Here is a 24058-nt window from a genome sequence, read left to right on the forward strand (position 1 = left end):
TAGGAGACAAAGACTGCACTTCGGCACGACGCGCGGCGGGCGGCCGCTTTCCTAACGTCGAGTCATGACATGGACACTGCTGCACGACCGCATGGCCTTCATGGCCGAAGTCATCAAGGCCGCCGAGACGGACCCTCAGGCGGCACTTGTGTTGATCGACAACTCATCCGAGGTGCCCGAGCTGTTCGGCGACGCGGAGGGCCTGATGCTTTCGCTCGGCCAGCGCTGGATCACCATGCTGGTGGCCAAGCTGGACCAGGCGGCCCACGAGGGCGCGTCGGCCGAACAGGTGCGGGCCAATCTTGAGGCCGCCGAGCCGGGCCTGCACGCGTTGGTGAGGATCGGGTCACGCCGGTCGGTGCGGGTGCGGGCGTTGTCGCGGGGCGAACATGTGGCCGTGGGTCTTTTCGGCGGGCCCACCGGCGATCGGCAGACCGTTGCATGACCGAATGGGAAGCCTTGCGCGACTGACGTCGCGCTACGCGGTCGCCATCATCGGCCTCTGGATCCTGGCCGCCGCCGCGGCCAATCTCGCCGTCCCACAACTGGAACGCGTCGTCGACTCCCATGCCCGCTCCTTCATGCCGCCCGGCGCGCCGAGCGCCGAGGCGGCCGCGCGGGCCGCCCAGTTGTTCAACCAGACGCCCAGCAACAACTTCGTTTACGTTGTGCTGGAACACAATCAGCGGCTGACGCCGGCCGACCGCCGGTTCTATGACGCGTTGACGGCCTCGCTGGGTTCGGATCAGCGCCACGTATACGCGGTGACCGACCTGTGGTCGCAGCCCGCCACGGCGGCCGGCGCACAAAGTTCGGACGGCAAGGCGGTCAGCGTCATGGTGCGGCTCGCCGGAATGCTCGGCACCGCGCAGGCGCGCGATTCGGTGGACGCCGTGCGCGGCACCATCCACAAACTCGCGCCGCCATCGGGCCTGGAAGTCCATGTCACAGGCCCCGGCGCGACGATCGTCGACGAATTCTCCGCGATCGACCGACAGATGCTCGGAATCACCGCCGCCACCATCGGTCTCATCCTGCTGTTGTTGCTGATGGTGTACCGCTCGGCGGTGGCCGCCGCGATACCGCTGATCTCGGTCGGAATCGCCCTGGCCCTCGCGCGTGCCGTCGTCGCCGCCCTCGGCCAGGCCAATATTGTTGAGGTGTCGCTGTTTTCGGTGGCGCTGATGGCCGCCATGACCCTCGGTGCGGGTACCGACTACGCGATCTTCCTGGTCGGCCGCTATCACGAAGGCCGCCGCAACGGTGTGGCCCCGGCCCAGGCCTTGACCCAGGCCTACCGTTCCATCGCGCCCGTGGTGATCGGATCGGCGCTGACCGTGTCGGTGGCACTGGCTTGCCTGGTGTTCGCGAAGGTCGGTTCGTTCCGCAGCGCCGGGTTGCCCTGCTCCATCGGTATTCTGGCGACCATGGTCGCGGCGCTGACGTTGACGCCCGCGCTGATGAGCCTGGCGGTACGTCACGGGTATCTCGAACCGCGGCCGTCCACCACCGCGCGACGGTGGCGTCGGGTCGGGACGTCGGTGGCGCGCTGGCCGGGCCCGATCCTGGTCGCCGCACTGGGCTTGTGCCTGCTCGTCGCGCTGCCGTTGGCCGGCATGCGGGTCGGCTTCAACGAGCCCGCCGCCACGCCGTCGTCCACCGACTCCAACCGCGGCTATGCCAGCGCCGGACGGCATTTCGCGGCGAACTCGCTGCTGCCCGACGTAGTAGGGATCCGGGCCGACCACGACCTGCGCAACCCCGCCGGCCTGATCGCCATCGAGCGAATCACGCGTCACATCATGGCCGTGCCGGGGGTGCGTGCGGTGCAGTCCGCCAGCCGCCCCGACGGCAAGGTTCCCGAACAGGCGACGCTGAGCTATCAGGCCGGCGTGCTCGGCCGCCAGTTCGGCGACACGATGGATTCGCTGACCCAGCGTCTGAAGCGGGTCTCCGAATTGGACGGCGCGCTGGCGCAGACCCAGACCGCCGTCGACGGCCTCGGCGACGGCTTGCGCGGCGGCAGTGCGGGATTGGCCGACATGTCCGGCGCCGCCACCGACATGCGCGCCGGCATGGACGGGCTGCAGCGCAACGTCACGACGGTGTCAGGCTACCTCGACCCACTGCGCGACTTCGTCGTACGGACCCCCGACTGCGCGGCCAGCCCGATCTGCTCGACGGTGGACCGGGTGCTACAGCCCGTCGACAGCCTGGTGCAGACCTCCTCTCGGCTCGATGCCGGCGCGGCGAAACTGACCAGTGGATCGAGCGCGGCCGCTGCCGCGATGGCCGGCCTGCCGCAGAGCGTGGCCTCGATGAAAGACGCGTTGGGACAGGCCCGTTCGGCCGCACGCGACCTGCTGAGCCTGACCGACGCGCTCGGACCTCAAATGCATCAGCTGACCGACTACCTGAACGAGATCGCCACGCAATTTCGGGGCAGCGCCGCGGGGGACTTCTACATGCCGCAGCGCGCGTTGACCGACCCTCGGTACACCACCGCGCTTCGCCACCTCATCTCCGAAAACGGTCGCGGCGCATACCTGTTGGTCTATGGCGACGGTTCCGAATGGGGGGCCGATGGCGCCAACCGGGCGGACCAGGTTCGCGCCGCCATCAAGGAGGCCACCAAGGAGGGAACCCTGACGCCGCTGGAGGTCGACCTCGCCGGCGTCGGGCCGGTGACCGCCGATCTGCAGCGCTTCGTCGCCAGTGACACCACCCTGCTGGTCGGCGCCGCGCTGGTGCTCATCTTCTTGATCGTCACCGCGATGCTGCGCAGCCCGGTCGCCGGACTCGTCGTCGTCGGCACCGTCGTGTTGTCCTACGCCTCGGCCGTCGGTGCCAGCGTGCTGATTTGGCAGCACCTGCTTCATCAGGATCTGCATTGGTCCGTCGCCCCGATCGCGTTCATCGCGCTGATCGCCGTCGGCGCGGATTACAACCTGTTGCTCGCCTTGCGCATCAAGCAAGAGGCGGCGGCGGGCCTGCGCACCGGCATCATTCGCGCTTTCGGCGGCACCGGCGGAGTGGTCACGGTCGCGGGCATCGTCTTCGGTCTGACCATGCTGGCCTTGCTGAGCAGCAGCGTGCTCAGCATCGCCCAGATCGGCACGACGATCGCGGTCGGGCTGTTGCTCGACACCCTGGTGGTGCGGGCGTTCGTCGTGCCGTCCATCGTGGCGCTGCTGGGCCGGTGGTTCTGGTGGCCGAGCCGTCCGCCCCGCCGCGCCATGGCCGAGGCGGTGAAAACGCCTGAGCCGCAGCTGCTTACTGCGGTGGGGGTGTGAACGTCGACGGCAGCCCGACCAGCACGCCTTCGACGTCGCCGTCGGCGCTCACCAGCAGGCCGCGTCCCGGTGGGAGCGCCTGGGCGCGCACGTTGCGGTTGATCCGGTTCTGCGGGTCGTTGTCCATGTAGAGCTGGGCGACTTTCGCCGAGTTCTGGAACCTGATCCATGGATCCATTTGCAGCGTCGCCCAGTTCGCGCTGTTGCGGGTGGTGAACACGTGCAGGCCGATCTGGCGGGCACGTTCCATCAGCTTCCACAATGCGGCTCCCACCGGCGGTTTGGGCGGGTAACTCTGATCCGGGCGCAGGTCTCCGATGTCGTCGATGAGCACGAAGTGCCGCGGCCCTTCCCACGGCTTGAGCGCGCGCAGCTCCTCCTGGCTCAGACCCTTGGGAGGCAGCCGGGGCAGCAGCACCTGCTGCGCCAAGGCGGTGATCACCTCGTCGATCTCGTCCTGGTCGTACGCGTAGGCGCGCACGTAGCCCGGCCCGTGCAGATCGCGCAGGCCGTGCGGGGCGGTCTTGGGGTCGATCAGGGTCAGCTGCGCTTCCTCGGGGCTGAAGCGGTTCATGATCGCCTCGCCAATCGAGACCAGCGACAGGGTCTTTCCGCAGCCCTGCCGGCCCAGGATCATCACGCCCGGGCTTTCGCGCAGCTTGATCGGCACCGGCCCGAGTTCGTGGCGCTCTCCGATAGCAAAAGAGATCGACAGATGGTCGCCGGTCGGGTGGGCGGCCTCGTATTCCAGGATCGCCTTGAGTTCCACCCGCTGCGGCAACCGCTGCAGGGTTGCGTGCTTGGTGACGCCGGCGACGTCCGCGATGCGGGCTCCGACGTCCACGATGCTGACCATCGCGCCGGTGGCAGGGTCGGACAGGGCCGGCACGCCGACGCGCAGCTCGTGCAGGCTGTCGGTCAGACCGAAGCCGGGGCGGTTCAGTGTCCGGCGGGCCGCGTCGCGCGACTCGAGCGACGAGTGCCCCATCTGGCTTTCGCTCGGATCTGCCAAGCGCAATTGGATTCGCGCCGTGGCGTTTTGCAGCAGGCTTTGCCGTTGCCCGTGAATCCAGCCGCCGGCGCTGCACATGACGTGCACCCCGTACTCGGGACCGCGGCTGCTCAACGAGATGATGCGGTCACCCAGAACGGTGTCCTTCGAATACAGGTCGTCGTAGTCGTCCACCACCACGAAGACGTCGCCGAACGGGTCGTTCGCGTCGGTGCCGCCCAGCCCGTCGCTGCCGGGCGCGAACCGGCGCTCGCGGAAACCGTCGAGGTCGATCTTGAGCCGCCGGAACGAGTCTTCGCGGGCATCGATCAGCGCGTCCATGCTGCTCAAAATGCGTTCGATGCCCTCGGCGTCCTTCGGCGACACGATGTCGGTGACGTGCGGCAGCGACGCGGCCTGCGCGAGGGTCGCCCCGCCGATGCAGAAGAACGTGACGCGGGCGGGGCTGTACATCGTTGCAGCCGAACACATCAGCGTCATCAAGGTGGTCGTCTTGCCGCGCTGCTTGGCGCCGACCACGATCACGTTGCTGCGCAGCGCGTCGACCGCGTGCACCACCTGCTTGGACTCTTCGGGGATGTCCATGACACCGACCGGGAACATCAGGCCCGGGTTTTGCCCGTAGTCGACGTGCCAGGGCTTGCCCCGGTAGCCCGCGACCAGAACGTCGATCGGCTCCGGATCCTCCAGGGGCTCCAGCCACGGCCGGCGCGGCGAGCGGTGCGGCACGTTGTGCAACGACTCCCGCAGCACGTCCACGATCTTCTTCCGCTTGAAACCGTCGTCGTAGTACAGGAATTCGTCGGGCTCGGCGTCCACGGCGGCGGCGGCTTCCAACGCCGTGGCGTCCGCGGCGTCCAACGGCTGGAACTGCCAGTTGTACAGGCGGGGCTTGGTCAGCGTCATGTCGACCGTCTCCGCGACTTCCTTGGTCTTCGGCACCACGAACGGGGCGGAGAGGTAGAAGCAGCGGAACGGCTCCAGATCGCGCGGCCCCACCTTCAGCAGGCCGAAGCCGTTCTCCTTCGACGGCAGGTGGTAGGCGGCGTCCGAGCCGATCACCTCGCGGCTGTCGTCGCCGGACTCGGCGCGCAGCGCGATGCGGAAGGCGATGTTGGACTTGACCTTTTGCAGCGAGGACAGGTCCAGGCGCTGGCCGCCCAGCATGAAGAACACGTTGGCGCCGCGGCCTTCCTGACCGATGTGGATGATGAGGTTGATCCACTTCTCGTGGTTGGCGAACAGCTCCAGGTACTCGTCGACGATGACGAGCAGCACCGGTACCGGGGGCAGGTCGCGTCCGGCGAGGCGGATCTCCTCGTAGTCGTTCGCGTCGCGGGCGCCCACCGAGGTGAAAAGCTCGTAGCGCTGTTTGATCTCACCATCGATGACCCGGCGCATCCGCTCGGCCAGGTGGCGCTCGTCCTTGCCGAGGTTGGACAGCGCGGCCACCACGTGGGGGATGCCCAGGATGTCCTGGGCCGCCGACTCGAACTTCATGTCGACGAAGATGACGTTGAACGTCTCCGGGGAGTGGGTCAGCGCGATGCCGTAAACCAGCGACAAGAAGAACTCCGACTTGCCCGACCCGCTGGTGCCGATCACCACCGAGTGGAAACCGAAGCCGCCGAAGTCCTTGGCGCGGATGGTGATGTTCTGCAGCTCGCCGTTGGGTTTGGCGCCGACGGGAACCTCGCACCAGCGCTCGTCGCCGCGGCCGCGCCGCTCGGCCCATAGCCGGTCGACGTCAAGGTCGCGCGGGTCGCTGATCCCCAGGGCGCGCAGCAATTCGGTTGCGCCGCTGACGGAATCGGCGATCTCGCTGCGGCTGGTCGGTGACCAGCGTGCCATCGCGCGCGCGTAGCGGTAGGCGCGGTGCACCGAAAGCTGGTCGGCGTGCGCGAAGAACTTGTTGCGCACGCGCAGCAGGGGCGCGGGGCGGCCGTCTTCCCCGTCGGAGTCCGATCCGTTCCGGCGCAGGGCCACTTCGCCGTTGACCGAGCCATTGGGTGAGCTGTGCCGCTCGCTGAGCTCGAACACCTGGTCGGTGGCGAAGCCCACGCCGGTGCCGACGCGTGAGGCGATGCGCAGCAGGGTGATTCCCGCCTTGCCGACCTGGCCGACGACGCTCTCCCAGGCGTCGGGACTGCCGGTGTTGTCGTCGACGATCACCAGGTGCGGTCCCAAATCGACGGTGTCCGTGGCGGTTTCCAGGGCCGAGCCCATGGCGGTGGGGCTGGCCGCGGCCAGCGGAGTCCAGGCGCCGCGCTTGCCCTTCATGTGCAGCTCGGCGCCCAGCGTCTCTTCGAGTTCCTCCGGCGTGGCGAAGACCAGGCGCCGAAAGCCGCACGCGTCGAACAGTTCGTCGTGCAGGTTGTGCGGCAGCCACACGATCCACGACCACACCTCGGGGTTGCGGGTCACCACCATCAGCTTGACGTCGCGCGGGTTGTGAAAAACCGCCAGCGAGCACAACACGGAGCGCATCAGTGACCGCAGCCGGTCCAGGTCCTCGCCCACGAAGCTGAATCCGGGCGCCGACCGCAGGTTCACCACCTTGGCGATGTCGCGAATCTTGCGCTGCTCCAAAATGAAATCGCGCAGCGCCTGCCCGGTGACGGGTTCGAGCTCCTCGTCGGACGCGATGTCGGGCCAGGTCACCGACAGCACCGAGTCGGGCGCGTGCTGGACCCCCGTGCCGAGCCGCACCTCCAGGAAGTCCGCGTCGGCGCGGCCGCGTTCCCACATGCGTGGGCCGCCGATGATGGCGCCCAGGCCGCGCGGGTCGGAGTGCACGGAGTTCTGCCACTCGCGTTGCGCGCACACGGCGGTCTGGATTTCGTCGCGGTTGCTGTCGAGGTCGCGAAGGTAGCGTCGGCGGCCCTTTTCCATTTCGCCCCAGGTGATCTTGCGGGCTCGGCCGAAGCGTCCGGAGAACGCCAGCATGCTGAAGGCGCCGATGCCCATCAGTGGGAAGAAGCCGGTGGTCAGGCTGCGGACGCCGGAGACATAGAGCATGACGATGGTGCCGATGAGCGCGACGATCAGCGCCGGCACGCCGATCATCACCCAGATGTTGCGGGGCTCGCGTTCCGGCAGCGCGATCGGCGCGCTGGGGGCTACCCGAACCGGTTTCGGCGGCTCGATCTTGACGCGGTTGATGGGGAACGCTTTCTTGGACATTCTCTAGCCTCCCGGCTTCGCCGATGTCGTCACCACAGCCACCTTGCCCAGCGCCGGCACGGTGTCGCGCGCCAAAAGCGCTGCCTCCCGAGACAGCGCGGGACCCGCAGCGAAAGTCCGCAGCAGCGGCCAGGGCGCCTGGACCGCCGAGCCCGGATCGAGCCCGAGGGCTCGCAGCGTGGTCTCGTCGTTCGCGATCCCGAACCGAACCCCGTTGTCGGACACCCAGAACAACGATTCGCGGGAGTCCGAGGTGACCACGCCGCTGGTCGATGTCACGAAGTTCGCCGCGCCCGGCAACACCAGCACCTGGTTGGCGACCACCGATGCCGGGTCGTTGTCGTCACGCACCAAATGGACGATGCGGTTGTCCAGGTAGGACGGTGTCGGCAGGCCGCGCCCGTTATAGACCACGACGCGCGCCCGCGGATCCGTCGACGCCTTCTCCCAGCCGACGCAGGTGGTCGGATCGGCCGCCGTGTCAATGAAATTCAGGCGCTTGGTCGGGTAGTAGTCGACGGCCAGCGACGTCACCTCGGGGATGTTGACCAGCACGTCGGGGGTCACCACGCGCGGCGCCGTCGACCCGTAGGAGTTGGCGCTGCGCAACAGGTCGGCCACGAAGCTGGTGATCTTTTGCACGCCCTCGGGCAGCAGGACGTAGAACTGCTTGCCCCCGCTGGCGGTTTGGGCCTGCAGCACCGCGCCCACCTGTGATCCCGAGACCCATGTCGACGGGGTCCCCGCCAGGGGCACTTGCGGGACGCCGAGCGGCTCGGTCGCCGGCAACGCGTCATACAGGGCCCGCGAAATCTCCACCGGCAGCGTCACTCCCGGGTCGAGCCCCAGGCTCAGCGTGACCGCCCGGTTGACCGGATCGATCTGGGAGCGTTTGCCGCCCCAGATGACAAAGGTGTTGCCCTCGAACGTGACCAGCAGCCCGGCGTCATCGCGCAGCGGAGTGGCGCGATCGTAGGCGTCGAGCTGGCCGGCGATCGAGGTCACCACGGGCCTTTCCGGGCTGCGCGGGCGTCCCGCGGTGTCGCACACCGCCCAGGCCGAGGTGGCGCCCCGATGGACCGGCATCGCTGCCGGCGCGCCGGGAATACCGACCAGCGGCCCGGTCGGATACTTCGCTATCTCAGCGGGTTTCACCCACGTCGGCTGGTTCGCCGTTCCCGTCGCCAGCCGCGCGGAGGTCAAATTCAACGCCGGGTAGAGCCGACCGTCGATCTTGGCGTAGAGCGCCCCGGAGTCGCGGTCGCCGATGATCGCCGAATCGCCCACGATGCCAGTGGGTTTCAGCACGTTCAGCAGAAGCATCCAGCCCGAGGCGATAGCCACGAGGAGTATGGACAGCATCAGCGCGGCCGTCTGCTTGCGGTCGTCGTGTTTCATGCGGACCGAGAACCGGGTGGTCGCCGCCCGCAGCCGCCGGTTGTAGAACAGGTGCCCGGAGTTCTGGTCGCGATTAGACAAACTCAGCGGCATGCTCAGTACCCCTTGGGTGATCGGCGAGGATCGGCCTGCTGAATCCGATCGGCGAGATTCGACGCGTCGACCGCGACCCCGTAGCGGCCCATCGCGTAGTTGATGAACGCGCATGCCTGCGCGACGAGGTTGTGAATGTCGCGCGAGGTCCCTGGCTGGTGGTAGGCCGCGAACGTGGGCGCGATGAATTGAAAGGCACCCTTGCTGGGGGTTCCCCGCGCCGCGTTGGAATCCCAGTTGTTGATCGCGTTTGCGTTGTAATTGGACTCGCGGCGGGCGACCAGGTCCATCCCGCGTTCCCAGCGGGCGCGCGCCGCCGGATCATGAATGCCTTTGATATCCAGCGCTTTACGGATGGCCGCCAAGACCGCCTGGCGCCCGCTCGCGTGATTTCCGTGCATCGACCGCCTCTGCGGGTAGTGCAGGCGTCGTAGTCGCCGCGCGAGCAGTTTTGCGCGCCGTCGTGCTTTGGTGACGTGGCGGTGTTGGGTGCGCAGCCGTGTCGCCGTGCGCGCCATGGCTTCCCGCCGGCCCATAGGCGTATCGGCGGCCGGGGTCACGTCCGATTCGGCGGCTTCGAGCACCGCGCGCGTCGCCGCCCGAGCGTGCGCGTGATCGGCGCGCGCCGCCGCGATGATGTCCCCCACCGTCCGGTCGGCGTGGCTTGAGTGGTTCAGCAGTTTTATCGAGGCGCCCGAGCGGGCGGACGCCGTTTTCGGTAGCGCCGCGGCGTGGCGCGCCATCGCGTGCGTCGGCTCCGCCACATCACCGATGTGCGGGCTGATCGGGGCGCCCGCGAACAGGTTGTGGGCGCGGACCAATGCCGCGACCGCTTGCATTCTCAGGGGATCGGTCATCGACGTCCCCGCCCCAATCCACCTGTGCGCCGCCACGGCGCCGCATCCTTGCCGGACACTCGAGCTAGTACTCCCACACCCTCCTGGCCGCGGATTCCGCGGTCGCTGCAGACGTACCTCATAGCATGCACGTATCGACAGTTGTGCTGTCAATAACGGGCAACCCAATATGACTTGGGGCCGGCCGGCCGCGATTACGTAGCGACCCTACTGCCGGACGGACTACCGAACCACTCACCTGTCGGTCGGTTGGGGCTAGTCCTTCGGCTCGTCCTCGGACGGCATGATCACGATCCGGCGGTTGGGCCTGTTGGTGACCACCGTCGGCTTAGCCTCGCCGGATTTGCTGCCCGGGGCGCTCGGCGGGACCGTCAGGCGGCCCTTGACCGGCTGGCCGTTGGGCACGCCCGGGGCGGTCACCCGCTTTTCGACCGGCTTGTCCTTGTTGCCGCCTTCGCCACCGGCGCCCATCGCACCTGGCGGCATCATCGGCATGCCGGTCATTCCCGTCTGTCCGGGCATGGCGGGCATGCCACCGGTTGCCGGCATTATCGGGGCCTTCGCGCCGGCTGGCGTCGTCGGTGGCGACGATGTCGGCACTGGCGGCGGGCCCAGTGAGCTGGCCGGAACCGTGCCGCCACCGCCGAGGCCGGCGCCGCCGCCGGAACCGCCGCCGAGTCCGGCGCCGCCGGATCCGACACTGTCGACCAGGTGCGCGCTGTCGGCGAGGGACGCGGCCCCGTGCGCGCCTTGAACGGCGCTCATCAGCGGCTGGAGCGCGCTCTGGCCGGCCTGCATCGCCTGCTGGGGAAGCTGGGTCATCGGCCCCATGACGCCGCCCATTGCGCCGCCCATGGCGCCGGTCACGCTGGACAGCATTTGCTGGATCATCTGCATCTCTTGCTGCCCGTTTGCCTCGTTGGCCGGGAATTTGGCCGCGGCATCGGCGGCGTGCGCGCGGCGGTCCGCGTCGGCCGCTTCGGCATCGGCGGCATCTTGCGGGACGCCGGCGTTGCCGGCTGCTCCGATTGCCCCTTGCATGCCGCCCACGGGCGACGGATCGCCCGGCGCAGCAGGACCCGGCCTCGGGATCGACGCCGGGGGCCCACCAACTAGCACGTTGGTTGAGAACGGATCACTTCTGATTCCGTTGCCCACGATCTCACCTCCACCCCGTTCACAGCACCCGCAACCGTCGGCGCCTATTCAGGCAGTTTCGATTACTCGTACCGTCATTTTGGCATAAGACGCCCGGAACGGTATTCACCTGAGATTGAGGGCCGCTACGAACCGCTGCGGTGGCTGATCGCCTCGAACCAGGCCAGATGGTAATTGGTGAGGTACTCGTGCCCATCGATCAACGCCTCAATCGCCGCTAAAAGCATCCAATCGCCGACCGCCGCTGGATCGTGATTGGGATATGCACTCATGACCGAGTGCTGAATGTCGGCGACGCATTCGTGCAACATCTCGATTTCGCTTTCCAGCACACCCGTCTTTCGCACCGCGGGCGCGGCAACGGCCTGCGCAATCCGCGGTAGTCCGTCGCGACGGCGCACCGCTTCGACCAGGGTGGGCCCAAGTTCGTCGACTTGGGGCGCGGCCGAGCGCGCCGGACGGTCGCCACTCAGTGCTGGTTCGTCGGAACCCGGTTCTGCGACATAGGTGTTGGCGTGGTGCGCGGCCGCGACCGTGATGGCGCCGAGCAGGTCGACGACGTTGGCGTCATGGCGCCGCGCCGACGGCTCGAGCAGGGATACGTGGGCGGGCAGCCGGACGTGGGGCGGAATCCAGCCGCCAGCGAGGTCGGTGACGAGCAGCGTGGTGGTGCCGTCGTCGCGGAGTCCCGCTGCCCATGACAGGCGCGGCTCCTGGCGGGCGACCGCATCAACGAGCCGCTGGAGGCGCTGTTGTTCGGCGGCCCTTGCGGATGTCGCGCCGGCGGTCGCGCCCGCGGCCGCGGACGCTGTCGACGCGCTGGCCATCGCAGACGACCCTGTGCCGGCCTGCGCGGCGGCCGCGCCGGGTGCCGTGCGCTCGACCGGCGAGACCAGCGGTCCGCCCGCCGACGGGGACGACGCCGGCGACGGTGCTACCGGCGCGCCCGAGATCGGACCAGCCGGTGCGGACGGCATCGATGGTGGCGCCACAACGGGTGGACGGAGGTCGGATCCGTAGGCAGGCAACGATCCCGACGGAATGGACGGGCCGCCACCGACGCTCGCTGCGGACGACCACGAACTACCGGTCATGACCGCCGGCGCTACTGAAGTGGTTCCGCCAGTTGTCATTGGCGCGGGCGCCGCGGGTGGCGGCGCGTCGACGGGAGGCGTTGCCGCGACGAACGCTCCCGCGCTGGGCACGGTCGGCGTAACTGCCGGTACACCCTGGGCAGTTTGGGGCGCCCCGCCATCGAACGCGTTAAAGGCCCCCGCTGAAAACGCTTGCCCCCCAGGGCCTGTCGCCTGGCCCGTGGCGAATCCGGATGTGAACGACTGAGCCAGGTTGGGCTGGAGGCCCTGGCCGAGGCCGGCTGGCGACATGGACATACCACCGCCGCCAGGTACGCCTGGCATCCCTGGCGAGACCGTGCCGCCACCGCCGGTGGCCAACGGCACAGCTGTCGAGGCTCCTGTTGACGAAGCCGGGAACTGCGTGCCGTGTCCCTGAAGGCCACCCACTGGCGCCCCTGATGATGGTCCAGTCGTCACACCGCCACCTGGCGTCTGTACGCCATGCCCCTGCAGACCGCTGACCGCTGGCGATGGTCCTGTTGGCCCAGCACCACCCGGCGTCTGTACGCCATGCCCCTGCAGACCGCTGACCGCTTGCGATGGTCCCGTTGCTCCACCGCCACCTTGCATCTCAGCACCGTGGCCCCCGCTGCCACCGAGAGCTGCCGTATGAGCCGGCGCGCCGCCTCCCGGCGAAGAACCAACACGACCTTGTCCTCCGCCTACACCTGACCCCGCTGATGCCGCGGCTGGCGCATCCCCGCCCCGCTCTGCGCCGCGCCCAAGCGCTTGCGTACCCGATCCACCAGATTGCGGTGTAGCCGAATTCAGGTCATGCTCACTGATCGGGCTGGGCGGGGATGCATCACCGGCATTAAAACCATTTGCGCGCGCCCAGCTACGGGCGTCGCCGCCCATACCCTCAATATCGAGGATCTTCTGCGTTGCTCCCATCATTTTGTCTACTGCGTCCCGACTGGCATTTGCTGCATCGGTGTTGCAACGCATCTGCACAGCTTGTACTTCCGCCAATTTCTCTGGAAGCGGTTTTTTCGAGGCAAGGATTTGATTGATTTCGTTATTACCGGTGTTCGCTATGTCGGACAATCGACTGCGTGCATAGTCGGTGGCGTCAGCAGCCGAATTGAAGGCCGACGCCTTTGTCTGGTACTTCTCAGCGAGGTCTAGATGAAACTTCTCGCCCTGCTGGAATCGATCTATAAGGTCATCCGCCGTATGACCCTGGTTGTGAGCCGCGAATAACGTCCACTGGGTGCGCAAAGTCTGTGAATAGAGTTGCTGCTCCGCACACGCTTCGCTCCAATATTCGGCACCGGCTCGCAGAGCCGTCGACGGTGCCGGCCACCAAGGTCCGATCAGCGCCGCTGTCCATGTGCCTGGCGGGAGGTCAACCCACACCACATACCTTTTTCATTGCCGCGTCCTTTGCGTTCACGTCGGCGACAGCCTCCTGAAATTCTGAATCGCTGGCAACTCCCTCGCTGCTCTTGGCCGTGTCCGTCAGGTACGTCGTCGCTAGTGCCTGGGCTGCGCTGCGGGGCCGCTCGTCCAGGGCAGGGTCGTTGGATGCGCTGTAAAGCAGGACCGCGGAGTTGGTAAGGGCGATGCGCGCGAACGCCTTATCGCTGCCATTCGTATCAACTTGGACGGCCCTGGCGACCAACTTGTAGGTATCGCAAAGCCGCTGCTGCGCCGTCGCAGTTTCAGTGGCGGTATGTGTCGGCGCCGTAGTGGTGGTCAGCGACGAATTCGGATGTGCTGACCGAGTTAGCGCCACGACAAGCGCAGCGACAGCTATCGCAGCCGTCGCTGCTACCGCAATCGCCAGCCGTGGGTATGAGCCCGTCGCGGTCTGCCCAACTGGGTCCGGTGGAGAGTTCCCCGCGGGCGGCTGTGCGACCGGCCCCTGGCTCAGGCTCGAAGGCAGATCGCCCTCCATCCGTCCCCCTATTCGTCGGCAGCGCCGTACGTCGCGTTTCCGAGTGCCCGGCACCCTTAACGTTTCAATAGTGAGGCAGGCGACACGACGACAGCAATTCACTATGGAAGTGGCGTGTCCTCGTGCCTTGCTAACCACTCGGGTGTCCACAGGAAGCGCGGCTATTTGCGTGGTCTAGGAGTGTGCAGGAAAACCAGATCTCATTGCATTGCGTTGCATCGGTCGGCGAATGGCCCTCACCAGGATGTCGGGGCAGGCTCCCGCCGTATGCTCGCCACATAGCGGCCAGCAGCTTTTGCAACGGACGCGCTGCCATCCGCCCTACCACTCCCAGACGTAGGTCACCCGCTCCCACAGATCTTCTTCATCGAGGCGTCCTTGGTGTTGGCATCGTTTAACGCTGATTGCCATGCCGGGTCTTGGCCCCCCGCCAAGCTAGATGTGGCCGCAACGTTGCTGTAGGCCTCAGCTAAGGCGAGCGCGGCGGCACGTTCACTCGGAGCAAGCCCCGGATTGGTATTCACGGCTTCTTGCAACATCACTGCGCCATTCACTGTGGCAATTCCCGCGAATGCCTGGTTAGTGCCATTCGTCTCTATTTGCACTGCACGCGACGCCAACTTGTATGCATCACATAACTTCTCGTGCGCTGCCACCGTTTGCTCCGCAGTGTACGAAGGTGTCGTAGAAGTGGTAGCGGAGGTCGTCGAAGAGTTTCCCACTGGCCGCGTGAGCGCGACAACTAGAGCTGCCGTGCCCAGCAGTGCGGCAATCGCGGCCAGGATGATCGCTGACCATGCCCGCGGGCGTGGTGGCGGCTGGGTGGGGAACGCTGGTGGCCAGTGCATCGGATTCGGTGGCGGGCCCGCGGCTGGCCCCCCACCCGAAGCTGGAGGCAAATCCCCCGCCATACGTCCTCCTCATCCCCACTCCCTCCGAGACCGTTTCCCGGAGACTGCTCCAATAGTTGAGCAGCTAACTGACTAATGATCAATCACCCTGGCTTGCGAGGAGGTAGGTCACCCGCTCCCGCATACCTATCTCATCGCGGCGTCCTTCGCGCCAACATCATTCAGAGCTGCTCTGTATTCGCGCTCGGTGCAGGCATCGCTACTACATTCGCGGTCAGCGTGCGATACGCCGTGCCTAGTTCGCCTGCTATCTCGATGCTTGTTGTCAAGGGCTGGACCGGCGTACGTGCTATCAAGCATCGCGACAGCATTAACGAGCGCAATACGCGCCAGTGCAGGATTGCTGCCATTCGTATGGACCGCACGGCGCGTGCGGCTAGGTTGTACGTATCGCGCAGTTGTCGCTGTGCCGCGGAAGTCCTCGGCGGCAGTGAATCTCGGCGCAGCGTTTGTCGCGGAGGCACATAACCTGCGACCGGGCCGTAGCCACAATTAGTGCGACGACAGCCACTATCGTCGCAGCCGCCGCTATAACAAACGCCCCCACACGATTGCCGGCGAGAACCGGGAGCGCTGCGATGGCGGAGGCGGATAGCCCGGCGTCCACTGCCCGAAAGGCGGACCCGCAACCGCATTAGAGGGGCGCTCTTCCGCCACGAGCCTTCCTCAGGCGTTCAGCGCCGACGGGCCCGAACTCGGCCGCACCGCCTTCAGCTCTTCAGCGTTGTGCTGATCCATATTGGTGAACCCGTTGGCCGCGTGGTGTGCCTTCGTCCCGACACTGGTGAGCGTCTCGCTGTGGCCCTGCAGGTTTTTGACGTGCTGCCCGTGCGCGGTGGTCACGGCGTTGTGGAAGGAGTTGGCCGCTTCGAAGTCGCCGAACATCCCCGATTCCAGGGTTCCGCCGGCGAGGTGATCGGCCCCTTCTTGGGCGTGTCCACCAGCGCGGTGGGACTGGTTGCCTCCCGAGTGCAACTGCTCCGTATTGACGAACATTGGCACTCCTTCCGAACTTCGACCGGTACGGCCTCTGATGGCCTAAAGGCCTTTTGACCAGCCTAAACGCAGGCTGGTCAGTGGTCAATTCACCGGGTGTCGGTCCGGCGAACCGCAGCCTCCATCGCCCTAAAAGCCATGCCCGTTGGTGACGGCCCGCCCAGGGCGATCCCATTCCGGGTCGACGGCGATGGGCATCTGAATATCGACGCGGGGCAGCGAGACCGTCCCCCACGGCAGGTGGACCTGGCGAGGAATCGCAATCCGCGCCTGGGCTCGATCGGCCGCCAGCATGCCTTCGGCCGCCAACCGATCGCCGTGCCCGGTGACGATTTGCGTCATGTTGTGCAGCGCTTCGCTGCCCACGTCGTAATAGTGCGCGTGGTCGGTGAACCATGGCGTGAGGCTGTGCGAGCCGGCGACTTCGGCACGGAAGCGCACCGCTCCGAAAGCTTCGTGGGCCGGGTCGGCGCCCAGCCCGGCCCACGGCCCCAGCGGTCCCCCGAGCGTCTTGTTCAGCCCGTTCGGCAGCCCATTACCTGACTCCCCGATCCAACTGATCGCATCGGTCGACGCGGCGCCCACGTACAAGCTGCCGCCCTCGAGACGAAAGTCCGCGGCGCGGTGCGCCAAATCGGTTCCCGGGCAACCGGTTAGCACGGCATCATTGGCGCGCATACCGCTGTTGACAAAGGCATCGGCCACGGTCGTGGATCCGTAGGAATGCCCGAGGACGGTGACATGACTCGGTGTCGACCCTTCATGGGTTGCTGCCAGGCCGTTGACATCGGCGGCCAGCAGCGCCCCCGCCTGCCGTGCCCTCCACGGAGTGCCGACCTGCTCCAGTTCGGCCGGCTCGGTGAGGGTTCGCTGCCAATGCGGATGGTCGAATTCCGGTGCGTCATAGCCCATCCACGCCAACACCCCAGTGGTGTGGAAGGGGTCGGCCTTCGCCGCCTGCTCGTAGAGGTTGATGGCGTCGTCGGGGCCGTCGGACATCCACCCTCCCCTGACGCTGCTGTTGGTCCCCGGAACCATGACGGCCGTGTTCCGGGACTTGTCCGGGTTGCCGATTGCAATCGCCGCCCTGCCCTTGCCGCCGAACGCCAGCGGGTCATAGGCCCACAACATGATCGGGAGCCCGTGCTGGGGCGCGGATCCCTCGTCGCGCGTGAGGAAATCGTTGGTCTTCACCGCATTCTGGTATCTGGTGATGTCGGTGACGCATAGGCCATACTCTGCGGGGTTGGCGAACACATCGGCATCCCTGTTGTTGAGCGCGTTGTCTCGAAGCGCGTCCGGGACCACCCCGCGCCGACGGACGGCATCTTCGACCCTGCGCAGATCGTCGTTCATCGCCGTCTGGTTCACCGAGTTCCGCACGTCGGCCGGAATCCCGTTGAGGTTGCCCAACTCGGGCGGATGCTGATCGGTCAAAAGCCGCTTCTGGTTAGCGCTCAACGAGTCCCACCACCGTTTGACCCGATCCGCGCTGGTGTCCGACGGCGGGATCAGCAGCTCGTCGACGCCGTTGACCTCGGCAGGGTCGGCGCCGTCGGTTCGCAGTCGGTCCAGCGCCGCCCGAAGTGCCGCCGCATACCGATCGCGAATCTGGCCGAGCGCGAACACGATCGCCCTGCTCTCGGCGACGGCTTCCCCGCGCAGACCGTCGACGCCGCAGTGGTTCCCATCGGTAAGGGCTTCGCAAATCTCGTCGTCGATGTCTTCGAGGTCGTATTCCAGCGCGACGATGTACCCCGCAGCCGCCCGTTGGACTTCGGCCAGCGTTGCGGCAATCACCTCCAAATCGATTGCGATCTTCGGTAATTGCGCGGCTTGCAGACCGAGCGACCGGGACACGCGTTGCACTTCATCGGAGTCATTGATGGGATGCTCGCCGTTCCGGTGATTCCACGCCGCGTCGAACCGCCGGCGGGCTGCCTCGAACGCGGCGGCGGCCTCGCTAGTGCTGGTCCCAGCGGCACGGAAGGCCCGCGCTAGATCGGAGATCCGTGCAGGGCGGCCGGCCTGCAGGCCGGCATTGAGCGACCACGGATCACCGCCGGCCTCGGCGACGAGAAACGGGATGCTGATGTAACGGAGTTCCATCGCAGCGGCCGTCGCAGCGAAATCGCTACGCCAGCAACCTCATAGGGAACTCGCACCGTCGGCGAGCCCGTCGCCGTCGCTGTCGGTCAGCCGGACGTTCCACTTGCCGTCGCCGTCGGTGTCGACGTATCCGGTCACACCGGTGTCGTCGGAGCGCAGCACCCGGTCGGCCAGCCCGTCGCCGTCGGTATCGAGGAGCCGATCATCGGGACGCCCGTGGCCGTCGAGATCGACCAGCGGGCCGCCGGTGTGCTCGACACCGTCGAGGCCGAACCAGCGCAGTTGCCCACCGCGGTCCATGGCCACCGCCCACGTCCCGGATCCGTCGTCGGTGAAGTAGGCCTCAGGCGTGCCGTCGTTGTCGACGTCGAGCACGGCGTGATCGACGAGGCCGTCGCCGTCGAGATCGGCGAGCGCGTCGTCGCGCAACCCGTCATGGTCGAAGTCCATCCCGATCGATTCGAAGCGGCCGTCACCGTCGAGGTCGAGGTCGGGTTGGCCGTGCCAGATCGCCGCCGCGCCATTATCACCAGCCAAGCAGTAGTCCACGACTAGTCGGACGCAACCCCGCCGCTAAGCGTTCCCCCGAGATCGCCACCACGCCAACAGTTCCGCGGCGGCCTCGTCGGTGTCCAACGGGCCGCGCTCGAGGCGCAGCTCCTTCAAGAACCGCCATGCCTCGCCCACCTGGGGGCCCGCGGGGATGCCGAGCAGTTCCATGATCTGGTTGCCGTCCAGGTCGGGACGCACCCGCGCCAAATCCTCCTGGGCGGCCAGCTCGGCGATCCGCGTCTCGAGCCGGTCGTAGCTGGACTGCAGCCGCGCGGCCCGCCGCTTGTTGCGGGTCGTGCAGTCGGCGCGGACCAGTTTGTGCAGCCGCGGCAGCAACGGGCCCGCGTCGGTGACGTAGCGGCGCACCGCGGAATCGGTCCACTTCCCATCGCCGTAGCCGTGGAACCGCAGATGCAGATACACCAGCTGCGAGATGTCCTCGACCATCTGCTTGGAATACTTCAAGGCGCGCAACCGCTTTCGGACCATCTTGGCGCCGACAACCTCGTGGTGGTGGAAGCTCACCCCGCCGTTGGCTTCGTGGCGCCGGGTGGCCGGCTTGCCGATGTCGTGCAGCAGCGCGGCCCAGCGCAGCACCAGGTCCGGCCCGTCGTCTTCGAGTGCGATCGCCTGGCGCAGCACGGTCAGCGAGTGCTGGTAGACGTCCTTGTGCTGGTGGTGTTCGTCGATGGCCATCTGCATGCCACCGATCTCGGGGAGTACCACCTCACCCATGCCGGTTTGGACCAGCAGATCGATCCCGGCCGTCGGGTCGTCGCCGAGCACCAGTTTGTCCAACTCGGCGGCTACCCGTTCGGCGCTGATCCGGCCCAGCTGCGAAGCCATCTGTTCGATCGCTGCGCGCACCCGCGGCGCGACGGTGAAGCCGAGCTGGGAGACGAACCGCGCCGCCCTCAGCATCCGCAACGGATCGTCGCCGAAGGACACCTCGGGTGCGGCCGGGGTATCCAGCACCCGCTCGCGCAGCGCCGCCAAACCGCCTAGCGGATCGAGGAATTCGCCCGGACCCTCCGGCGTGATGCGCACGGCCATCGCGTTGGCCGTGAAGTCGCGGCGCACCAGATCGTCCTCGAGGCGATCGCCGTACTGCACGTCGGGGTTTCGCGACACCTGGTCGTAGGTGTCGGCGCGGAACGTGGTGATCTCCAAGCGATGGTCGCCCTTGCCGACCCCGACCGTGCCGAATTGGATGCCGGTGTCCCACAGGTTGTCGGCCCATCGCCGCAGGATGTTTTGCACCTGCTCGGGGCGCGCGTCGGTGGTGAAGTCGAGGTCGGGACTCAACCTGCCCAGCAAGGCATCCCGCACCGAACCGCCGACGAGGTAGAGCTGGTGGCCCGCGCCCTCGAACGCGGAGCCCAGCTCGGCCAACACGGGAGCATGCCGATTGAGCGCGACCGCGGCGGCGGTCAGCAGTTCGGCATCCTGGGCGGCGTCAGGCACGTTCGATCAGCCTAGTCGGCTGGAAACGAAAAGCCCGTGTGAGGAGCCTCGCACCCGCGACGTGGCACCAAAGTGCGCATCAAACCTGAATTGACCGGCCACTGCGCGTCAGTAGTCTCACGAAGCTATGGCGTAGTCTGTCCGGTCGAAAGGTTTCGATGCCCCCGTTTGGCGCACGGCGACGCTGTCCGCGCCGTTCATGGTTCAAGCGGTGCTGGCAGTGTTGCTCATCGCTATGTGGCTGTTGGGCAAGTGGCCGTTCGAAACGCATAGTGCGTACGCCGGCGAACGCGCGTGGATGCTGACCGCCACCGCCATCACAACCCTGACGTCGCTCTTGTTCAGTGCCGCACTGCTCAGATCGCGGTCGCCGCGCAACCGCGGCCTCGGTTTCAGCCTCGCGAGCTGTTCAGTCGCGGTGCTGATTGGCGGAGCGAGCTTCGCGCTCGTGGTGCTGCGCTGATGACCGACAAGCGACGTCGCACATGTCGGCGGACCGATATGGTCCCCGAACGTTTTCATTAGTACTTGTCCACATCTTCGTCGTCGAGCTCGCCACGTGGCTCTTGATGCCCTATTCGATAGTTTTTGTGCTTCCGGTGGTCCTCGTCTACATGGCCATCGCCGCGTTTCTCGCGTGGGCGTGGCCTTCCGGAGTGGTCGGCCGGCTAGGCCGCGCGATGGTTATCGGCAGCCTGTCCGGACCGCTGTCTCTGATCCTTTTCGGCGCGGCCTTCGCAATAGCGCATGCGATAGGCCCGCTCTGACGAGACGCATTCCGTTATGACCATCGCGCACCCACCCAGCGGCGAGTATGTCCAGGAGAGCATGCCGTGCCAGCTACTATCGCTTGGGTGTCGGACGGCGAACAAGGCAAACCACGTCGGCGCCGGGGACGGCGCCGCGGTCGTGGCGCTGCGGCTTCGTCCGAGAAGCAGACCAACGGTCAAGTAAACGGCGATTCGACAGCCACCAAACCGCGCCGATCGCGCGGGTCCCGCCGCGGGCCGGAGCGGTTGCGCACGGTCCACGAGACATCCGCGGGCGGGCTGGTCATCGACGGGCTCGACGGACCGCGCGACTCGCAGGTCGCCGCCCTGATCGGCCGCATCGACCGGCGCGGACGGATGTTGTGGTCGCTGCCCAAGGGCCACATCGAACTCGGTGAGACGGCCGAACAGACAGCCATTAGAGAAGTAGCCGAAGAAACCGGCATCAAGGGCAGCGTGCTGGCCGCGCTTGGGCGCATCGACTACTGGTTCGTCACCGACGGCCGCCGCGTGCACAAGACCGTGCATCACTACTTAATGCGCTTCTCCGGCGGCGAGCTCTCCGACGAGGACCTTGAAGTCGCCGAAGTGGCCTGGGTGCCCATGCAAGAACTGCCGTCACGGCTGGCCTACGCCGACGAACGCCGCCTGGCCCGGGTCGCCGACGAACTGATCGACAAGCTGCAAAGCGACGGCCCGTCCGCGCTTCCCCCGCTGCCGCCCAGCGCGCCGCGGCGCCGCCCGCAGACGCATTCGCGGACCCGGCATTCTGACAAACCGGCCACGGGCCGGAAGAACGGCCACGGACCGGGGCCGTGACGGCGCCGCTTCTCCGTCGGGCCGGCTTGCTGCGCATCGCGGCCGTGCTTGGCATCGTGGCCGGACTCGCGGTACTCGCCGGGCCCGTGGTTCCACCCGCGGCCGCGGGCGAGCCGGGGGTGACGCCGTTCGTGCGGGTTCGCATCGACCAGGTCACCCCGGACGTGGTCACCACGACCAGTCCACCCGTTGTGACGGTCAGCGGCATGGTGATCAACATCGGCGACCGCCCCGTTCGCGACGTGATGGTCCGCCTTGAGCACGCCGGCGCGGTCACCACGTCCGCGGGCTTGCGAACCACCCTGGACGGCGACACCGACCGGTACGAGGCGGCCGCCGATTTCCTCACCGTGGCGCCCGAACTGCAGCGCGGGCAAAAGGTCGGCTTCACCCTGTCGGCCCCGCTGCGCGCGCTGACCAAACCGTCGCTGGGAGCCGAAAAGCCGGGCATCTATCCGGTTTTGGTCAACGTCAACGGCACGCCCGACTACGGCGCTCCAGCCCGGCTGGACAACGCGCGCTTCCTGCTGCCGGTGGTCGGGGTGCCGCCCGACCGCGCCGACGACGTGGGCTCCGCCGTCGCGCCCGATACCTCCAAACCCGTGGGGATCACCATGCTGTGGCCGCTGGCCGATCGGCCACGGCTGGCCCCCGGCGTGCCAGGGGGAACCATCCCGGTCCGGCTGGTCGACGACGACCTGGCGACCTCACTGGCCAGCGGTGGCCGGCTCGACATCCTGCTGTCGGCGGCCGAGGTCGCGACCAGCCACGACGTCGACCCCGACGGCGCCGTCGGCCGCGCGCTGTGTTTGGCGATCGACCCCGACCTGCTGGTCACCGTCAACGCGATGACCGCGGGTTACATCGTGTCCAATTCGCCCGACGGCCCGGGTCAAATTCCGGGCACCCCGACCCACGCCGGCACGGGACAGGCCGCCGCGACCGAATGGCTGAACCGCCTGCGCGCGCTCGCGCACCGGACCTGCGTGGCCCCGCTGCCCTACGCACAAACCGACCTGGACGCGTTGCAGCGCGTCAACGATCCCGGCCTCACCGCCACGGCCACCACCACCGGCAACAGCATCGTCGACAAAATCCTGGACGTCTCTTCAACCCGCGGCGCCACGCTGGTGCCCGACGCCCCGCTGACCACCCGCGCGGTCAAGCTGCTCGGCGCCAACGAGAGCACGGTCGCGATCACCGCCGCCGACCTGTCGGCCGCCGACGCGCAGGGCTCCTCGGAGACCGCCGTCGACACCGCGCCCCGGCGATTGTCCCCACAGGTCGCGGTCGCGCCGTTCGATCCGGCCGTCGGGGCCGCGCTGGCGGGCGCGGGATCCAGCCCCGAGGTGCCCACCTACCTGGACCCGTCCCTGACGGTCCGGCTGGCGCACGATTCGGTGACGGCACGCCGCCAGGACGCCTTGGGCTCGATCTTCTGGCACGCGCTCCGGCCCGACGACGCGCCGCGCGCCCAGATCCTGGTCCCGCCGGCCACGTGGAACCTGCAGGCCGACGACGCGCAGGTCATGCTCACCGCGCTGAGCACCTCAATCCGCTCCGGTCTGGCGGTGCCGCGCCCCCTGCCGGCGGTAATCGCCGACGCCTCGGCGCGCACCGAAGCCCCCGAGGAAGCCGGCGCCTACGCCTCCGCGCGCGGGCAGTTCAACGACGACGTCACCGCCGCGATCGCCGGCCAGGTCGGCCGGCTGTCGGGATTGACGTCCGCACTGATGACCGACGACCGCACCGGACTGACCGGCGTCCAATACACGGCGCCGCTGCGCGAGGACATGCTGCGCGCGCTGAGCCAGTCCGAACCGCCCGACTCCCGCAACGGGTTGGCGCAAGAGCGCCTGGCCGTGGTCGGTAAGACGATCAACGACCTGTTCGGGGCCGTCACGATCGTCAACCCGGGTGGCTCGTACACGCTGGCCACCGAGCACAGTCCGCTGCCGTTGGCGCTGCACAACGGCCTGAGTGTTCCGATCCGGGTGCGGGTGCACGTGGACGCCCCGCCGGGGATGAACGTCACCGACGTCGGGCAGATCGAACTGCCGCCCGGTTACCTCCCGCTGCGCATTCCGATCGAGGTGAACTTCACCCAACGCGTCGCCGTCGACGTGACGTTGCGGACGTCGGACGGTCTGCGGCTGGGCGAGCCGGTGCGGCTGTCCGTGCATTCCAACGCCTACGGCAAGGTCCTGTTCGCGATCACGCTGTCGGCTGCGGCGGTGCTGGTGCTGCTGGCGGGCCGGCGGCTGTGGCACCGCTTCCGCGGCCAGCCCGATCCCGCCGACCTGGATCGCCCCGACCCACCCCACGCCCGGCACGCGGCCGAATCCGGCGCCACGCACGACGACGCCGACCAACGGGTCGAACAAGAGCACCGAGTATGACCCCCGCC

The 24058-nt window shown here is 67.5% G+C and carries 15 protein-coding genes and 1 pseudogene; 5 read left to right on the forward strand and 11 right to left on the reverse strand.

Annotated features, from left to right (window positions below; genetic code table 11):
* The first annotated feature begins 64 nt into the window (after window positions 1-64).
* Window positions 65-445, forward strand: a complete 381-nt coding sequence (locus P6281_RS25950; RefSeq protein ID WP_324738555.1) for a hypothetical protein — start codon at window positions 65-67, stop codon at window positions 443-445.
* The gene (locus P6281_RS25955) at window positions 438-3293 is read left to right on the forward strand and encodes an MMPL/RND family transporter (protein ID WP_324738556.1); all 2856 of its coding nucleotides are present in this window, start codon (window positions 438-440) and stop codon (window positions 3291-3293) included. Before P6281_RS25950 ends, P6281_RS25955 begins: the two co-directional genes overlap by 8 nt.
* On the opposite strand, the gene P6281_RS25960 is transcribed toward P6281_RS25955, so the two are convergent.
* The 11 genes and pseudogenes from P6281_RS25960 to P6281_RS26010 all read right to left on the reverse strand — a co-directional run bounded on the left by P6281_RS25960 (window position 3274) and on the right by P6281_RS26010 (window position 20062).
* Window positions 3274-7488, reverse strand: a complete 4215-nt coding sequence (locus tag P6281_RS25960) for a type VII secretion protein EccC (RefSeq protein ID WP_009953125.1) — start codon at window positions 7486-7488, stop codon at window positions 3274-3276. The genes P6281_RS25955 and P6281_RS25960 overlap by 20 nt on opposite strands.
* A gap of 3 nt (window positions 7489-7491) precedes the next feature.
* Window positions 7492-8979, reverse strand: coding sequence for a type VII secretion protein EccB (gene eccB, locus P6281_RS25965; RefSeq protein ID WP_014381539.1), 1488 nt, complete (start codon window positions 8977-8979; stop codon window positions 7492-7494).
* A 2-nt stretch (window positions 8980-8981) separates the two neighbouring features.
* Entirely contained in the window at window positions 8982-9818 is an 837-nt protein-coding gene (locus tag P6281_RS25970; RefSeq protein WP_014943197.1) for a transglycosylase SLT domain-containing protein, read from the reverse strand.
* Window positions 9819-10091: 273 nt separating this feature from the next.
* Window positions 10092-10877 (reverse strand): hypothetical protein, encoded by a 786-nt coding sequence (locus P6281_RS25975; RefSeq protein ID WP_036454271.1) that lies wholly within the window; start codon window positions 10875-10877, stop codon window positions 10092-10094.
* A gap of 242 nt (window positions 10878-11119) precedes the next feature.
* Window positions 11120-11971: a DUF5631 domain-containing protein gene (locus tag P6281_RS25980; RefSeq protein ID WP_237394145.1), complete on the reverse strand. Its 852-nt coding sequence runs from the start codon at window positions 11969-11971 to the stop codon at window positions 11120-11122.
* A gap of 1507 nt (window positions 11972-13478) precedes the next feature.
* Window positions 13479-14030, reverse strand: coding sequence for a hypothetical protein (locus P6281_RS25985; protein ID WP_202284567.1), 552 nt, complete (start codon window positions 14028-14030; stop codon window positions 13479-13481).
* A 341-nt stretch (window positions 14031-14371) separates the two neighbouring features.
* Window positions 14372-15024, reverse strand: a pseudogene (locus P6281_RS26205) (hypothetical protein).
* Window positions 15025-15607: 583 nt separating this feature from the next.
* Window positions 15608-15937: a DUF2563 family protein gene (locus P6281_RS25995; RefSeq protein ID WP_036454275.1), complete on the reverse strand. Its 330-nt coding sequence runs from the start codon at window positions 15935-15937 to the stop codon at window positions 15608-15610.
* Window positions 15938-16066: 129 nt separating this feature from the next.
* A complete protein-coding gene (locus tag P6281_RS26000; protein WP_324738557.1) occupies window positions 16067-18046 on the reverse strand; it encodes a putative alpha/beta hydrolase in 1980 nt (659 codons plus the stop codon).
* A 39-nt stretch (window positions 18047-18085) separates the two neighbouring features.
* Window positions 18086-18595, reverse strand: a complete 510-nt coding sequence (locus P6281_RS26005) for a hypothetical protein (RefSeq protein ID WP_014386135.1) — start codon at window positions 18593-18595, stop codon at window positions 18086-18088.
* A gap of 24 nt (window positions 18596-18619) precedes the next feature.
* Window positions 18620-20062: a CCA tRNA nucleotidyltransferase gene (locus P6281_RS26010; RefSeq protein ID WP_014386136.1), complete on the reverse strand. Its 1443-nt coding sequence runs from the start codon at window positions 20060-20062 to the stop codon at window positions 18620-18622.
* A gap of 220 nt (window positions 20063-20282) precedes the next feature.
* On the opposite strand from P6281_RS26010, the gene P6281_RS26015 reads away from it, so the two are divergent.
* From P6281_RS26015 to P6281_RS26025, 3 genes are all read left to right on the forward strand, one after another.
* Window positions 20283-20525, forward strand: coding sequence for a hypothetical protein (locus P6281_RS26015; protein WP_041785853.1), 243 nt, complete (start codon window positions 20283-20285; stop codon window positions 20523-20525).
* Window positions 20526-20916: 391 nt separating this feature from the next.
* Window positions 20917-21651 carry an NUDIX hydrolase gene (locus P6281_RS26020; RefSeq protein ID WP_014386139.1) on the forward strand — a complete coding sequence of 245 codons (735 nt, stop codon included), beginning with the start codon at window positions 20917-20919 and terminating at the stop codon, window positions 21649-21651.
* Complete coding sequence (locus P6281_RS26025) at window positions 21648-24050, forward strand: hypothetical protein (protein ID WP_324738558.1); 2403 nt, start codon at window positions 21648-21650, stop codon at window positions 24048-24050. The genes P6281_RS26020 and P6281_RS26025 overlap by 4 nt, the downstream gene beginning before the upstream one ends.
* Window positions 24051-24058 lie beyond the last annotated feature (8 nt).

Origin of the sequence: Mycobacterium sp. 5-140-3-2, from assembly GCF_035666375.1 — a bacterium.
Classification (GTDB): Bacteria; Actinomycetota; Actinomycetes; order Mycobacteriales; family Mycobacteriaceae; genus Mycobacterium; species Mycobacterium intracellulare.